Source organism: Variovorax sp. H27-G14 (assembly GCF_046156345.1).
In the GTDB taxonomy this organism is placed as follows: domain Bacteria; phylum Pseudomonadota; class Gammaproteobacteria; order Burkholderiales; family Burkholderiaceae_C; genus Variovorax.
The window spans coordinates 35,996-50,371 of record NZ_JAYLVN010000005.1 but is presented as its reverse complement, the minus strand read 5'-3'; the positions used below and the strand labels follow the sequence as shown (position 1 = coordinate 50,371).

The 14,376-nt window shown below is 69.2% G+C and carries 16 protein-coding genes; 10 read left to right on the top strand and 6 right to left on the bottom strand.

From position 1 onward, the window contains the following. Window positions 1–179 precede the first annotated feature (179 nt). Window positions 180–1,154, top strand: a complete 975-nt coding sequence (locus tag VLK31_RS15510; protein WP_409169305.1) for a hypothetical protein — start codon at window positions 180–182, stop codon at window positions 1,152–1,154. 46 nt (window positions 1,155–1,200) lie between these two features. On the opposite strand, the gene VLK31_RS15505 is transcribed toward VLK31_RS15510, so the two are convergent. From VLK31_RS15505 to pip, 3 genes are all read right to left on the bottom strand, one after another. Then, entirely contained in the window at window positions 1,201–1,647 is a 447-nt protein-coding gene (locus tag VLK31_RS15505) for an SRPBCC family protein (protein WP_409169304.1), read from the bottom strand. An 89-nt stretch (window positions 1,648–1,736) separates the two neighbouring features. Next, window positions 1,737–2,156 carry a hypothetical protein gene (locus VLK31_RS15500; RefSeq protein WP_409169303.1) on the bottom strand — a complete coding sequence of 140 codons (420 nt, stop codon included), beginning with the start codon at window positions 2,154–2,156 and terminating at the stop codon, window positions 1,737–1,739. Window positions 2,157–2,187: 31 nt separating this feature from the next. Then, window positions 2,188–3,141 carry a prolyl aminopeptidase gene (gene pip, locus VLK31_RS15495; protein ID WP_409169302.1) on the bottom strand — a complete coding sequence of 318 codons (954 nt, stop codon included), beginning with the start codon at window positions 3,139–3,141 and terminating at the stop codon, window positions 2,188–2,190. Window positions 3,142–3,431: 290 nt separating this feature from the next. Here pip and VLK31_RS15490 point away from each other — a divergent pair, with 290 nt between their 5' ends. After that, entirely contained in the window at window positions 3,432–5,003 is a 1,572-nt protein-coding gene (locus VLK31_RS15490; protein ID WP_409169301.1) for a tannase/feruloyl esterase family alpha/beta hydrolase, read from the top strand. Between the two features lie 2 nt (window positions 5,004–5,005). Next, entirely contained in the window at window positions 5,006–5,620 is a 615-nt protein-coding gene (locus VLK31_RS15485) for a class I SAM-dependent methyltransferase (protein ID WP_409169300.1), read from the top strand. 13 nt (window positions 5,621–5,633) lie between these two features. On the opposite strand, the gene VLK31_RS15480 is transcribed toward VLK31_RS15485, so the two are convergent. Next, a complete protein-coding gene (locus VLK31_RS15480; protein WP_409169299.1) occupies window positions 5,634–7,010 on the bottom strand; it encodes an amidase family protein in 1,377 nt (458 codons plus the stop codon). A gap of 202 nt (window positions 7,011–7,212) precedes the next feature. On the opposite strand from VLK31_RS15480, the gene VLK31_RS15475 reads away from it, so the two are divergent. Together VLK31_RS15475 and VLK31_RS15470 are read left to right on the top strand one after the other, a co-directional pair. Next, window positions 7,213–8,049 (top strand): alpha/beta hydrolase, encoded by an 837-nt coding sequence (locus VLK31_RS15475; protein WP_409169298.1) that lies wholly within the window; start codon window positions 7,213–7,215, stop codon window positions 8,047–8,049. Between the two features lie 77 nt (window positions 8,050–8,126). Continuing rightward, window positions 8,127–8,495 carry a hypothetical protein gene (locus VLK31_RS15470; protein ID WP_409169297.1) on the top strand — a complete coding sequence of 123 codons (369 nt, stop codon included), beginning with the start codon at window positions 8,127–8,129 and terminating at the stop codon, window positions 8,493–8,495. A gap of 49 nt (window positions 8,496–8,544) precedes the next feature. Here VLK31_RS15470 and VLK31_RS15465 read toward each other — a convergent pair whose 3' ends face one another. Beyond that, window positions 8,545–8,946 carry a PaaI family thioesterase gene (locus tag VLK31_RS15465; protein ID WP_409169296.1) on the bottom strand — a complete coding sequence of 134 codons (402 nt, stop codon included), beginning with the start codon at window positions 8,944–8,946 and terminating at the stop codon, window positions 8,545–8,547. Window positions 8,947–9,096: 150 nt separating this feature from the next. Here VLK31_RS15465 and VLK31_RS15460 point away from each other — a divergent pair, with 150 nt between their 5' ends. Next, window positions 9,097–10,152, top strand: coding sequence for a MerR family transcriptional regulator (locus VLK31_RS15460; RefSeq protein WP_409169295.1), 1,056 nt, complete (start codon window positions 9,097–9,099; stop codon window positions 10,150–10,152). On the opposite strand, the gene VLK31_RS15455 is transcribed toward VLK31_RS15460, so the two are convergent. Further along, on the bottom strand, window positions 10,149–10,760 hold the full coding sequence (locus tag VLK31_RS15455) for a DUF938 domain-containing protein (RefSeq protein ID WP_409169294.1): 612 nt from the start codon (window positions 10,758–10,760) through the stop codon (window positions 10,149–10,151). The two genes, VLK31_RS15460 and VLK31_RS15455, sit on opposite strands and share 4 nt — an antisense overlap. A gap of 96 nt (window positions 10,761–10,856) precedes the next feature. Here VLK31_RS15455 and VLK31_RS15450 point away from each other — a divergent pair, with 96 nt between their 5' ends. The 4 genes from VLK31_RS15450 (at window position 10,857) to VLK31_RS15435 (ending at window position 14,370) form a co-directional block, all read left to right on the top strand. Then, window positions 10,857–11,291, top strand: a complete 435-nt coding sequence (locus VLK31_RS15450) for a hypothetical protein (RefSeq protein WP_409169293.1) — start codon at window positions 10,857–10,859, stop codon at window positions 11,289–11,291. Window positions 11,292–11,366: 75 nt separating this feature from the next. Further along, window positions 11,367–11,924: a hypothetical protein gene (locus tag VLK31_RS15445; RefSeq protein ID WP_409169292.1), complete on the top strand. Its 558-nt coding sequence runs from the start codon at window positions 11,367–11,369 to the stop codon at window positions 11,922–11,924. Continuing rightward, window positions 11,921–13,120 carry a PrsW family intramembrane metalloprotease gene (locus tag VLK31_RS15440; RefSeq protein ID WP_409169291.1) on the top strand — a complete coding sequence of 400 codons (1,200 nt, stop codon included), beginning with the start codon at window positions 11,921–11,923 and terminating at the stop codon, window positions 13,118–13,120. Before VLK31_RS15445 ends, VLK31_RS15440 begins: the two co-directional genes overlap by 4 nt. A 29-nt stretch (window positions 13,121–13,149) precedes the next feature. After that, window positions 13,150–14,370 carry a helix-turn-helix domain-containing protein gene (locus VLK31_RS15435; RefSeq protein WP_409169290.1) on the top strand — a complete coding sequence of 407 codons (1,221 nt, stop codon included), beginning with the start codon at window positions 13,150–13,152 and terminating at the stop codon, window positions 14,368–14,370. Window positions 14,371–14,376: the final 6 nt, after the last annotated feature.

The following is a 14,376-nucleotide window of genomic DNA, read 5'->3' as shown; positions in this document are numbered from 1 at the left end:
AAAGTCTGTGGCACCCATGCGCTGCACCCTCTTAAACAATCGTCAAACGCACGCTGCAGCCGAACGCAGCTTCAAAGAATGCGAAAAATTTGGGGGAAGAGAAAGCAAGAGCGCGTCGGAGCTTGAGAGACCTTGACGTGGCGCGTTGCCCTGTGTTGTGGCCCCGGTACGATCGACCGATGAACCCTCCCGTCTTCTCCCGCAGCATCAAGGTCGATCAAGTCGACGGTGGCGCCGGCGGCATTTGGGTGCTGGTGGTGCTGTCGACGGTGCTGGTGGGCCCTGTGCTGGCGGGCGGCGCCTGGTTCATGGACCGGGAGGGCGCTGTCGGCGCGCTGGGCGGGGGCCTGAGCATCGCGTTGGCCTTTGTCATGCTGCTGGTCAGCCTGGCAGTGTGGATGTGGGTCGACACCGGCTGGCGCGCATTGCGCGGCAAGCCCGCGCTTTTCAGCGCGACGACCCAGGTCGACATCGACCAACGCGGCATCTCCGTGCAGTCGCTGGGCCATGTCGATTGGCCCGACGTGCTCGCCATCGAGTCCATTCCCGACAGCAGCACACACCTGGTGGTTCACACGCGCACCTTCCAGAAGCTGATGCTGGCGGCGCCGCTCGATGAGCTGGCGGAAGTGGTTCAGCACTACCTTGCGCAGAAGAGCGTGCCGCCGGTCAACGATCGCTCGGCCGTCCTGCGGACGCGGGCTGTGGTGTTCAGCTGGCCCCGGTTCATGGCGTGGATCTGGACAGGCTATGCAGTGGCCGGCGCCCTGGGCCTGGCCGTGTTGCTGAACGCGAACGATGTGGGTTTTTTGAAAACGCTGGTCGCGCTGGGCGTGCTCATGCCGCTCAGCGCCTGGCTGATGTGGATGGTTCCGTTCGCGCAGCTCAATGTGTTTGCGCCGAGCCGCGTACGTGCGTTCGAGCTTGAAGGCGCCGCCTTGCGCAGCACCGACGACGCATGGCGCATCGACCTGCGCCGCGCGCGCATCGGCAATCGGCAGGTGAGCGGCATCGGCTACGACTTCAGCTTCATCAGCGTGCGCCCGCACAAAGGTGCCCGCCTCGACCTGCTGCTGCCCGACGACGACCGCCGCGCGCTCATCGATGTGCTGCAGCAGCGCGGCTTGATGCAGCCGGCCGTGCACACGCCGTAGGCCCTGTACATGCGGTAGGCCAGCACTGCGCCAGCCGCCAGCGCGCTCACCCCGGAATGTTCGGCTCCACCAACTGCGCCAGCGCCACCAGCGACTCCTGCCAGCCCAGGTAGCACATCTCGGTCGGAATCATGTCGGGAATGCCTTCCTGCACGACCGACATTTCCGTGCCGCAGGACACCGCGGTCAGCGTCACGGTGGTGGTCATGGTGCCTGGCAGATGAACGTCGTCGAAGCGCGCGTCGTAGGCGATGCGCTGGCCGGGCACCAGCGCCAGGTACTTGCCGCCGAACGAGTGGCTGTGGCCGGTGCCGAAGTTGGTGAACGACATGTGCCACGCGCCGCCGACCACGGGCTCCATGGTGTCGACCTTGCCCGTGAACCCGAAGGGCGGCAGCCAGCGCTCGAACGCGGCGGCCTCGACGAAGGCGCGGTAGAGCCGGTCTGGCGTGGTGCGCAGAACGCGGTGCAGACGGATGGTGTTTGTTGCCATGGTTGCTTTCTCCTGAAGAACAGAGGATGACCCTCTTTTAGGTACGTCGATCGCATGCGCTGCGTACGCGCACCTTGCCTCGATGCGGCTCACAGCCCCAGCCGCGTCAATGCCCAAGCCACCGCGCCCAGCTGCACTGCGTTCACCACCATGCCGACCACATGAAGCCGACGAAATTGCAGGGCCGATGCATCGATGGCCGGAATGGTGTCGCGCAGCCTGTCCATGCGCGGAATGACGAGCCAGCGGCGCTGCACAAACGCCAGCCCCGCAATCAGCGCCATGCCCAGGGCGAAGAGCGGCTTGCCGGCCGTGGCATAGCCGAATGCCGCCGCGCTCGCGGTCGGCATCACGGCAAGGTAGTAAACGTCGAACAGGCCACGAATGAAGCGCGAGTCGAGTGCGGTGTCGTGCTTGAGCACCAGCAGCGGCAGCGAGCCCATCATGAAGAACCCCATCCACACCAGCAGCACGACCGTTGCCATGAGTGCGATGACGATGGGAACCATGTGAGCCTTCTGGGTTGACAAGCCGGCTTGGTCAGCGGCCCGCGAAGCGGTCGGTCGCGCGCACCAGCCGGTCGAGGATGCCGGGCTCCGAGTAGGCATGCCCCGCGCCTTCGATCAGATGAAACTCCGCCTGCGGCCAGGCCTTGTGCAGCGCCCAGGCGTAGCGCGCGGGGCAGGGCATGTCGTAGCGCCCGTGCACGATCACGCCGGGAATGCCGTGCAGCTTGTGCGCGTCGCGCAGCAGCTGGCCTTCTTCCAGCCAGGCGTCGTGCACGAAGTAGTGGTTCTCCAGCCGCGCAAAGGCCAGCGCGAAATGGTCGTCGGCGTGGGTCTGCGCCAGCGCGGGGCTCGGCAGCAGGGTGATGGTTTCGCCCTCCCACACGCTCCAGGCACGCGCCGCCTCGACGCGCGCGACCGGGTCGTCGCCGGTCAGGCGCTTGCGGTATGCCGCGATCATGTCGCCGCGCTCGGCCTCGGGAATGGGTGCCTGAAATTTCTCCCACTGCGCGGGGAACACCTCCGACACGCCGAACTGGTAGTACCAGCGCAGCTCGGCGCGGGTCACGGTGTAGATGCCGCGCAGCACCAGTTCGCTCACGCGCTGCGGGTGCTTCTGCGCATAGGCCAGGGCCAGTGTGGAGCCCCATGAGCCGCCGAACACCAGCCAGCTGTCGACGCCGGCTTTTTCGCGCAGGCGTTCGATGTCGGCCACCAGGTGCCAGGTGGTGTTGGCCTCCAGGCCGGCGTGCGGCTGCGAGAGGCCGCAGCCGCGCTGGTCGAACAGCATCAGGTCGTAGCGCGCCGGATCGAACAGCCGGCGGTGCGCGGGCGAGATGCCGCCGCCCGGCCCGCCATGCAGGAACACCGCCGGCTTGGCACCGGGCGTGCCCACGCGCTCGTAGCGGATGCGGTGGCCGTCGCCCACGTCGAGCATGCCGCTCTCGTAGGGTTCGATGGGGGGATAGAGCTGGCGCAGGTCGATCATGGCATGTCTTTCTTCGATGGGCCGTACGTTAAGCGATGCGCGGCCGGTGCCGGGGATTGGGTTTCCCGCAAAACCAAAAACCGAGAAACCGAGAACGATGGACCGGCGCAACGGCGCAAACCCGTGGCGACGTCACCGCCTGTTGTGCCTACCATCGGCCCGGACCCCAACAACAGAGCAGGCGACAAATGGCAATTCAAGAGTTACGCGGCCGCGCTGCGGCGTTCGGCATCGCGGTATTGGCTGGCGCAACGCTGGCTGGGTGCACGGGCACTGGCCGCCCCGCCAACATGGCCGCTGCACCCACCGATCCGCAGGCCGCCTGCGCCGCGCTGCAGGGCATGAAGATCGCGGCCTCGGCCATCGGCAAGCCGAGCGCGGGCGCCGTCGTGCAATCGGCCGTGCGGGTGGCCGCAGATGCCAAGGACAACCCCAACGGCGAGTACTGCGCGGTCAAGGGCGTCGTGCTGCCTGTCGACGCCACGGCACCCAGCCTCGAGTTTCAGGTGAACCTGCCCGTCGCATGGAACCAGCGCGCGTTGCAGATGGGCGGCGGCGGCTACGACGGAACGCTGGTCACCGGCCTGGGCCCCTACACCGCGCAACCCAACGGCACGCCCCATGCGCTGCGCCAGGGCTACGTCACGCTGGGCAGCGACGGCGGGCACAAGGGCACGAGCAACTTCGACGGCGCCTTCGCGCTGAACGAAGAAGCACTGCTCAACTACGGCCAGCAGTCGGTCAAGAAGACGCACGACGCGGCCATGGCGGTCATTCGGCAACGCTATGGCGCGGCGCCGCGGCGCTTCTATTTCATCGGCGGGTCGCAAGGCGGGCACGAGGCGCTGGACGCCGCGGCGCGCTACGGCGCGGACTACGACGGCGTCATCGCCAACTACCCGGCCTACAACATCACGCTGCTGCAACTGGCCTCGCTGCATGTGGGCAAGGCGCTGTACGGCAACGGCGGCGCGGGCTGGATCAACCCCGCCAAGAAGACGCTGCTGGTCAACGCCGTGTATGCCGCGTGCGACGCGCTGGACGGTGCCAGGGACGGCATCATCGGCAACGTGGCGGCCTGCAACGCCAGGTTCAACATCGACACCGTGCGTGCCGCGCTGCGTTGCCCCGCGGGCGCGGACACCGGCGACACCTGCCTGTCTGATGCGCAGATTGCCGCAGTGCGGCAGATTGCATCGCCCTACGACGCAGGCTTCGAGGTGGCGGGCCAGCAGGTGTTCGCGCGCTGGCCGGTGCTGGAAGGCGCGGTGTGGTCGGTGTCGTCGTTCGGCGCGGCGCGGGTGCCGTCGAACCCGCCCGCGCCCACCGACGCCTTGCTGTATTCGATTGGTGCGGCGCATGCCAAGTACTTCGCCACGCAGAACCCGTCGCTCGATGCGCTGGGCTACGAGCCGGCACGCCACAAGGCGCGGCTGCAGCAACTGGGCACGCTCACCGACGTGACCACGGCCAGCCTCGAAACCTTCAGGGCCAGGGGCGGCAAACTGATCCTCACGCACGGCACGGCCGACGACTTCATCAGCCCGCACAACACCGTGGACTACTACCGCCGCCAGGTGGCGGCCTTCGGGCAGCAGGGTGTGGATGCCTTCGTTCGCTTCTACAGCGTGCCGGGTTTCGGGCACGGCATGGGGCCGTACCGGCTGGGCTACGACGGCCTTGCGGTGCTCGACGCCTGGGTAGAGACAGGCCGCGCACCCGAGACCATCGCCTCCGTCGACAACAACCCGAACGCCCACCGCGCACGCCCCATGTGCCGCTGGCCGGCATGGCCGGCGTTCACCGGCGCGGCGGGCGCTTCGCTGGACGATGCAGCCAACTTCAGCTGCCAGGGCCGCTGAACATGAGCGATGTTCTGGGCACCGCAGGCTACGGCACCAACGCCGCCGCGTTGGCGCAGCAGTATGAAAGCCTGCAGTTCACCGATGTGCACCGCGACGTGCTGCACTGCTTTCCGCCGCCGCCCGCGCGCGTGCTCGACATTGGCGCGGGCTCCGGGCGCGACGCCGCCGCGCTTGCCGCGCTGGGCCACCGCGTGATGGCCGTGGAGCCGACGCACGCACTGCGCATGGAAGGCATGCGCCGCCACGCGGCATGGCCCATCGAGTGGGTCGACGACCATCTGCCTGCTTTGCAGCGCATACGGGCGAGCGGCGGCCGGCATGACCTGGTGCTGCTGACGGCGGTGTGGATGCACCTCGATACCGGCGAGCGCGACGTGGCGATGGCGGCCGTCGTGGAACTGCTGGCCGAGTGCGGACAGGTGGTGATGTCGCTGCGCCATGGCCCGGTGCCGCCGGGCCGGCGCATGTTCGACGTGTCGGCGCAAGAGACCGTGCGGCTCGCCGAGGCGCATGGCCTGGCGCTGCGGTTTCTGTGCGAGCGTGAAGACATGCTGGACCGCGGCGATGTGACGTGGAGTTTTCTGGTGCTGCAGGCGCGCGCGGCGCCGGTCTGAGGGCGAGACCCGGTTACGTCGAACCGAGCCCGGCCAGCGCCTGCGCGAGCGCAATCGTCGTGCGGTCCTGCAGGTAGCCGCCGACGATCTGCACCCCCAGCGGAAGCCCGCTCTCGGTCTGGCCGATGGGCGCCGCCGTGGCCGGCAGGCCCGCGAGGCTGGCCATTCCCGCCCAGGCCAACTGCGCGACGTAAGGCGTGGGCTCGCCGTCGATCATCAGCGTGCGGGCTTCCATGTCGGGCAGGTCGTCGTGTATGAACGGCACCACACCGAACGCCGGAAAAATCACCGCGTCGAACTGCGAGAACAACGCGGCCCATTGCCGCTGAAAGCCCGCCCGGCGATGGTGCAGGGCCAACCAGTCGTAGGCACTCAGCGTGCCCTTGCGCTGCGGGTCGCCCTGCGACACGATGGTCAGCAGCATCGCCTCGTACACCTCGTGCACTTTCTTCAGGTCGGGCAACAGCGCGGACTGTCGGGCCACATGGGCCCCGGCATCTTCAAGCTGCGCCGCCAGCCTGTTCACCGCGCCGCGCACCTGTGCAGACGCGGGTGCCATCGGATGGCTGTCGATCACCAGCACACGCCAGTCGCGCCATGCCGCGGCACGCGGCGCGGGCAGGCTGAGCCGGTAGGCGGCGGCATCGGGCGTGTCGGGGCCGGCGAGCACGTTCAACGCCAGCAGCAGATCGTCCGCGCTGCGCGCCAGGGGGCCGACGACCGACAGCGTGTCGGGCGCGCCGGTGGCCATCGTCGGCACGTCGTGGCCGCGGGTCGGCACCAGGCCATGGCTGGGCTTGTGGCCGTACACGCCGCAGAAAGCCGCGGGCATGCGGATCGAGCCTCCGATGTCCGAGCCCACTTCCAGCGCGACCATGCCCGCGCACAGTGCCGCGGCGGCACCGCCCGACGAGCCGCCCGGCGTGCGCGTGGCGTCCAGCGGGTGCACCGTGCGGCCGTGGATCGGGTTGTTCGTTTGCCAGTCGCCCAGGCCCGGCGGCACATTGGTCTTGCCAAGAATCACCGCGCCCGCGGCCTTCAGGCGTTGCACCACCACAGCGTCTTCGCTGGCCACGAAGTCCTTGAACGGCAGGATGCCCCAGGTGGTCTTGAGCCCGGCGATGTTGAAGGACTCCTTCACCGTCATCGGCACCCCGAGCAGCGGTTGACGCTCACCGCGCGCCAGCGCCGCGTCGGCCGCGCGTGCCTGTGCGCGGGCGCGGTCGAAGTCGCGCACCACCACGGCGTTGATGGCGCCGTCGCGTTGCTCGATGCGCGCGATGGCCGTGTCGCACAGCAGGGCGGCGCGCACGTGTCTGTCGGCCAGTGCCTGCGCGCAGGCACTGGCGCCGGCGGCAATCAGTTCGGAGGGGTCGAGGGGGGTGGTCATGGGTTCAGTGCAGGTGCAGACGCAGATCGTTGTGCATGGCAGGCGTGTGACGGAACTCGGTAATCGTCAGGCATCGGATTGTGATGCCCGGCCCCGTGGCGGCCAACTGTTCCCTACGCGCTTTCTACCGCCGCACCCCGGGGTTGATCCAACGCGGCGAAACTACCCGCCAAACCTATCCGTATTCCAGGGAGCCAGAAACTTGTCATCCAACAAAGTCTTTCGCATTGCCTTGTCGGCCTCGGCGGCCGCCATCGGAAGCCTTGCCGCGTACTGGACCTTGCTGGCCACGCGCCAGGGCGACATCTTGTTCAACGCCCGCAAGCTGCCGGTGGTTGCTCTGTCAGAAGATTTTTCGACCTACTCCCACACGGTGCCCGGCGGCATGGTGCGCGGCTATGTGTATCACCCGCAGGGCGAGGCTGCGCTGCAGGACCTGTTCGTGTATTTCGCGGGCCGCGGTGAAGACGTTCGCGCCACCGCGCAAATGCTGCACTGGCTGCCCGAAGGCTTCGGCTTTGCCGCGCTCAACTACCGCGGCGTGGCCGACTCGCAGGGCCGCCCGACGGAGATTGCGTCGGTCGAAGACGCCGCCCAGTTCGCCAACCACCTGCGCCGCGCCTTTCCGCAGGCGCGCCTGCACGTGGTCGGCCGCAGCCTGGGCACGGGCGTGGCCATTCAGCTTGTGGCGCGCCAGGAATTTGCCAGCCTGCAACTGGTCACGCCGTACGACTCGATGCTGCAGGTGGCCAAGAAGCGCTTTCCGCTGGTGCCGCTGTCGCTGCTGCTGCGCCACCAGTTCAACTCGCTCGAGCACAGCCGCGAGGTCGCGGCCAAGACGCAGGTGCTGCTGGCCGCGCACGACGACGTGGTGCTGCCCGAGCGCTCCGCCAAGCTCATCGAAGCCTGGCCCACGCCCATCAGCGTGCAGACCGTGCCCGGCTCGGACCACCACAGCATCATGGGGCTGGAGGCGACGTGGCTGTACCTGGTCGACTTTGCGTTGACGGCGATTCTTCCGGAGCCGATGGCTGCTTGATCGGCTTGATCGGCGAGCGGTGCCACAGAATGCGGTGCACGACTTCATTCAACGCCTTGCCCCGAGGAGCCCACCGCATGTCGTTCGCATCCCGCAGCCTCTTGCTTGTTGGCCTGGCCCTCTTCATGGCCGCAGGCGTGCATGCACAACCCGGCGCGCCAGAAAAAATCGAGCCTGCGCTGCAGGCCCAACCTGTCTTCACCCGCGCCCGCGTCAACTCGTTCCTGGAGGAGGCAGACGGCAAGTCTTACGTTCGATTGAAGGTGCCGCCGAAGTCGAAGCGCCCGTTCAGTGTGCAGACCTTCAGGGTCCGCGACCGTGCGCTGCTCAGGGGCATCACCGAAGGCGCGTGGGTCAAGTTCACGGCGCAGCACGTGGCGGGCGAGAACACCGTCACCTCGATTCATGTGGTGGCGGAATGCCAGCGCTTTCAACCGTGCGACTGAGCCATGGCAGGCCACAGCGGCCCGCCAGGGCGGCCCGCGAACTCGGTCCTCAGGCCGCCGCTCTGAGCAGCTTGCCCGTGGACGACGCGCGCGCAATCAACCGGCCGTCGAGCGCGAACAGATCGGCTTCGAGAAAGACCACGCTGCGGCCCCACCGCACGATGCGCGCCTCGGCCTCGAAGGTGGTGACCGCCGCGCGGTCGAGAAACGACACCTTCAGCTCCAGGCTGGCGAGGCTGGCCGTCGGGTCCTTGGCGTTCACCGCGAAGGCCATGGCGCAGTCGAGCCACGCGGTGACGAGCCCGCCCTGCACCACGGCTCCGTTGCTGTGCGCGAACTCCGGCCGCGCGACGAAGCGCACGCGCGCCGAGCCTGGCTCCGCGCTGGTGTGAAGCACTTGCGAGAAGCCGATGGTCTGCATCAGCGCGCTGGGGAATTTGTCGATGTCCATGGGCGCATTTTCGGGGGGTGCGGACTGCAAACCCACTGTCAGAAACGTCGGGCCTGTCCGCAAGGCGACTCAGGCACCTGCACCGCTTGACCCGGCCCCTGCGGCCACCTTCATAAACGCACCATCCAGTCCAACGCATGAGGTGATGCCATGACCCCTTCCACCCGATTCCTGAGCCCCTCCGAAGCTGCCCGCCGGCTCGGCGTTTCCGCCAAGGCCTTGCGCCTCTACGAGCAGCGCGGCCTGCTGCGTCCGGCCCGCAATGCCGCCGGCTGGCGCTCCTATGGCCCCGGCGAAATGGCGCGTGGCGCGGACATCGTGGCCCTGCGCGCGCTCGGCCTCAGCCTGGCCCAGGTGGCGTGCGTGCTGAACGGCGATGCCGAGGGGCTGGCGCCTGCACTGGCGGCTCATCAGGTGCTGCTGGAGGGCCGTGTGCGCGAGCTGCGCGTGTCCATCGACAAGGTGCGCGCGCTGCGCGCCGATCTCGCCACCGGCCAAGCGCCGAGCGTGGGCGAACTGGTGCGCGTGCTGGCGCCGGCCTCGGCGCTGCATGTCGAATTCGACCTGCCCTGGCCCTGGGGTGGCGAGCGCTTCGTGCTGCGCGACATCCGGCCGTTGAACTACATCGTCGGCCCGCTCGGCAGCGGCAAGACACGGCTGGCGCTGCGCTTGGCCGAGACCCTGCCGGGCGCGGTGTTCCTGGGGCTCGATCGCCTGGTGCAGAACGCGAGCGCCGCGGCGCGCCTGCAGGCCGACCCTGCCCTGGAACAGCGCGTCGACCGGGCGCTGGCATGGCTCGCCGAAGACGGCGCCACGGCGTGCGATGCGCTGGTGTGCCTGCTGGCTGCGCTGGAGGCCGAAGCCCCAGGGGCGCTGGTCGTCGACATGGTGGAGCAGGGGCTCGACGCGGCCACGCAGCAAGCCCTGGTGGCGCACCTGCGACGCCGTGCGGCCGACAGCCGGCCGCTGTTTCTGCTCACGCGCTCGTGTGTGGTGCTGGACCTGGCGGCCGTCGGCGCGAACGAGTCGGTCATTCTGTGCCCCGCCAACCACAGCCCGCCGACGCGCGTGGTTCCCAGCGTGGGTGCGCCGGGCTACGAGGCCGTGGCCACCTGCCTGGCTTCGCCGGAGGTGAGGGCGCGCACGCAAGGCGTGATCGCATGGCGGCCTTGCGGCATCGCGCCCAGGCCTGCGGCGGTCCGCTAGAAACCGAACACCAGCATCAGGTTGTTCGCGGGCATCTCGTGCCGCGCACGCAGCACCAGGCCCGACGCGCGCGCCTGCGCCACCACATCGTCCAGGCGGCGGATGCCCCAGGCGGCATCGCGGGCGCGCAGGCTTTGGTCGAACGCGAGGTTGCTGGGCGCGGGCGTGCCTTCTTCGAAGTAGGGGCCGTAGGTGACCAGCACACCGCCCGGCAACAGGTGCCGCGCGGCGCCTTGCATGAGCGCGGCGCACGTGGCCGGCGGCGAGATGTGCAGCATGTTCGCGCAGTAGATGGCGTCGAAGACTTGCGCGAACGCATCGCCCTGCGACGGCCATTGCGGCGCCAGCACGTCCAGCAGCACCGGCGGGCGGATGTTGGGCAGCGCGGCTTGCTCGATTCGCTGCGCGATGGTGGGAAGCAACCGGGCGTCGGCATCGCTGGGTTGCCAGGTCCAATCGGGCATCTGCTGCGCGAACCATGCGACATGCTGGCCGGTGCCGGAGGCGATTTCCAGGGCCGTGCCACGCTCGCCAAGGGTGCGGCGCAGCACGTCGAGGATGGGTTGCTTGTTGCGCTCGGCGGCGGTGCTGTGGGGAAGGTCGGCCATAGCGGTGAGGACTTGGAATGCGGGGGCACGAGTATGCCGAATTCGAACCGGATCGCTGTGTTAAACCACGGCTTTGTCTCCTTCAAGGCGTCCCCCATGCTGACCTTCGCGATCCAGAAAACCGGCTACGACTACCACCGGACCGACCCGCAAGGCGAGACCAACCTGGTCGCCTTCCAGTCCGCCATCGACGCCTTCCCCTGGGCCGAGCAGCATCAGGCGTGGGAGGAAGAGCAAGAGGGCCCGCTGCCCGCGCTGGTGCTGCAGAACGAGGCCGATCAGCGCGCGCTGTGGGTCACCGCGCTGGGCACCGACCGCGCGGGCAGCTACCAACTGCAGGCGGTGTCGATGAAGCTGCGCAAGGGCTTCTTCGGCAAGGGCAAGCTGGAGCAGGACGCCACGGTCGTCGATGCGCGCAGCCGCGCCGAGGTCGACCGGCTCTGCGAGCTTTTCTGCGACGCGCAGTACGAGGCCTTCGACCGCGAGGTGGCCCAGCTCGCCGAGCGCAACCGCGAGGACAGCGAAGACTGAGCTGCTGCGCCACACGTCGGCGGTCACGCGGTTGTCGCGGGGTCACATCGCGGGGCCCTATGGCACGATCAACCCATGCATGAGCCCTCCCGCCGCATCCCCTACCGCACTTGGCCCGGCGCGCTCGCGGTGCTGCTCGCCATTGCCGCCTATGTGGGCGGCCTCACCTTCTGGGACCGCCACACGCCGGGCAGCCGGCCGCTGGCCGCGGGCGAAACGGTGGACGTCGGCCAGGCCCGCTTCGAGCCGGCCGAAGGTTGGCTGATGGACGTGTCGCGCTCCAGGGCCGGGCAGTCGCTGATGCTGTTCAAGGGCGCGCACAAGTTCCGCGTGACCACCGGCCAGTGGGCCGGCGGCCCCGACGGCCCGCTGGTGCGGCAGCAGCGCTACATGGAACGCGGCCAGGGCCTGACCATCGAAGGCGACGCGTCCGACTTCGTCACGTCATGGGGCCTGCAGGGCAAGACCTTCGCCTACTACGGTGCCACGCTGGCGGGCCGCTTCTGGCAGGTGGTCGACCTGCAGCGCAAGTCGCTGGTGCAGATCGACTTCTACGGCGCCAACGACGGCCTGGAAGATGCGCTGGCCGACGCCCGCCGCATGCTGGACTCGATGGACCTGGAGGCGCAATGACGCCGCCGATTTCTCCACAGGACGAGGGCGTCTGGCCCGTAGGCACGGACTCGTTCTTTCAGCCGCGCCGCGCGGCGTTCTGGGTGCTGGCGGCGCTCATCGTCAACGGGCTGTTCTACACGGTCCACATGTTCTCGATGGGCTTCAGGGTGGTGCCGGTCACCGCGTTCCTGGGGCTGCTGGCCTGGGGCTTGTACACGCTGGTCTTCTGCCTCGCGTTTCGCACGCTCGACCTGCTGGAGCAGCACCCGCCGGAGGCCTACATCCTGGCCTTTGCATGGGGCGGGTTGGGCGCGCTGTACTTTGCCGCGCCGGCCAACGTGGCCATTCAGAGCCTGTGCGCCAAGCTGTTGTCGCCGGAGTTCGCGGCGGTGTGGGGGCCGGCCATTGCGGGGCCGGTCACGGAAGAATTCCTGAAGCTCGCGGGTGTCGTGCTGCTGGTGCTGGTGGCGCGCAACCAGTTCGAGACCTATCTGTCGGTGCTCATCGTGGGCGCGATGGCGGGGCTCGGGTTCCAGGTGATCGAAAACCTCAGCTACACAGTCAACGCATCGATGCACTTTCCGCTGGAAAACCAGGTGTACCCGGTGCTGCTCAACCTGTTCACGCGCGGGCTGCTGAGCGGGCTGTGGAGCCATGCGGCGTACACGACCATCGCGTCTTTCGGTGTCGCCTGGTTCTTGCTGCATCCCCGTCGGCCCATGGCCATGCGCATCGCCGTGGCCGTGTTGTGCTTCGCGCTCGCATGGGCCATGCACTTTGTCTGGAACTCGCCGCTGCTCGAGGACCGGTTCGAGGGCGGCTACGGCCAGATGGCCCTGCTGCTGGCGGTGAAGGGCATTCCGGTGGTGGTGGCGGCCGGCATCTTCTGGCGTGTTGCGGCACGCGAGAACGGCACCTATCTGCATGCGCTGGCCGCGTACTTCGTGCCCGAGCGCGAGCTGATTCGCGACGACGAATGGGTGCGCCTGGGCGACCCGATGGCGCGCTACCGGGTGCGCAGGCAAACGGGCTGGGCCTTCGGCTGGCGCGCGCGGCGCCTGAAGGCGCAGTTGCAGCGCGAGCAGATGCGCCTGATCCGCAAGGCCGCCACCTACGGGCGCGGCGCGCAGACGCTGCGCCACGAGGTCGCGGTGCGGCGCCTGCGCGCCGAGCTGGCGCCGCTGATAGCCGCACCGGCCGCGCAGCCCCGGTAAGAACGCCGACCACCGACCACAGCCACGCCATGGACTCGCTGATCGCCGCCTCCGCCCGCGCCCTTGCCGCTGGCGATGCGCTCGGCGCGCTCAAGCGCGTGGCGCTGCGCGACGACCCGCCGGCGCTGGCGCTGCGCGGCATCGCGATGGCCCAGCTTGGCGAGCTGTCGCGCGCACGCGAGTTGCTGCGCCGCGCGGCCAGCGGCTTCGGCGCGCACGAAGAACTGGCGCGGGCGCGCTGCGTGGTGGCCGAGGCGGAGGTGGCACTGGCCATGCGCGACCTGAGCGGCTCGCCGCGTGCGCTGGCCGCCGCGGCGATTGCGCTGGAGGCGCGTGACGACCACGCCAACGCCTTGCAGGCGCGGCTGATCGCGGCGCGCCGGTTGCTGCTGCTCGGTCGGCTCGCGGAGGCTGCGGCCGCGCTGGCAACGCTAAACGCGCGTGGCCTCTCGCCGTCTCTCGCGGCGGTGGCCGAGCTGGCCGCGGCCGAACTCGCGCTGCGTTCGCTGCATGTCGACACCGCCCGCGCGGCCCTTGCACGCGCCCACGACGCGGCCCTGCGTGCCCGCGTGCCGGCGCTGCTGGCCGAAGTGGCGGAGGCCAGCGCCACGCTCGACCGCCCCGCTGCGCGGCGCCTGTCGAACGGCACCGAGCAGACGCTGCGGCTCGACGAGGTCGCGGCGCTGCTGGCGTCCGATGCGCTGGTGGTCGACGCCTGCCGGCACGGTGTCGGCACGCAAGCCACCTGGCAGCCGCTCGCCCGTCGCCCGGTGCTGTTCACGCTGGCTCGCGCATTGGCCGAAGCGTGGCCCGGCGATGCCGATCGCGAGACGCTGATCGCCGTCGCCTTCCGCACCCGCCACCCCGACGAAACGCACCGCGCGCGCCTGCGTGTCGAAATCGGCCGCCTGCGCGCGCTGCTCAAGGGCCTGGCGACCATCGAGGCGACGCCGCGCGGCTTCGTGCTCAGGCCGCACGGCGATCGCGCGGTGGTGGTGCTGGCACCGCCCATCGACGGCGAGCAGGGCGCGATGGTGGCGCTGCTGTCCGACGGGGCGGCCTGGTCGACCTCTGCACTGGCGCTGGCCCTGGGCGCCAGCCAGCGCACGGTGCAACGCGCGCTGGCCGAGCTGGAGGCCGACGCGCGTGTGCGCGCCATCGGACAGGCGCGGTCGCGGCGCTGGCTGGCCCCGCCGCTGGCCGGATTCACGACGATCTTGTTACTCCCCGCCGCGCTGCCGATTGAATAGAGTCGT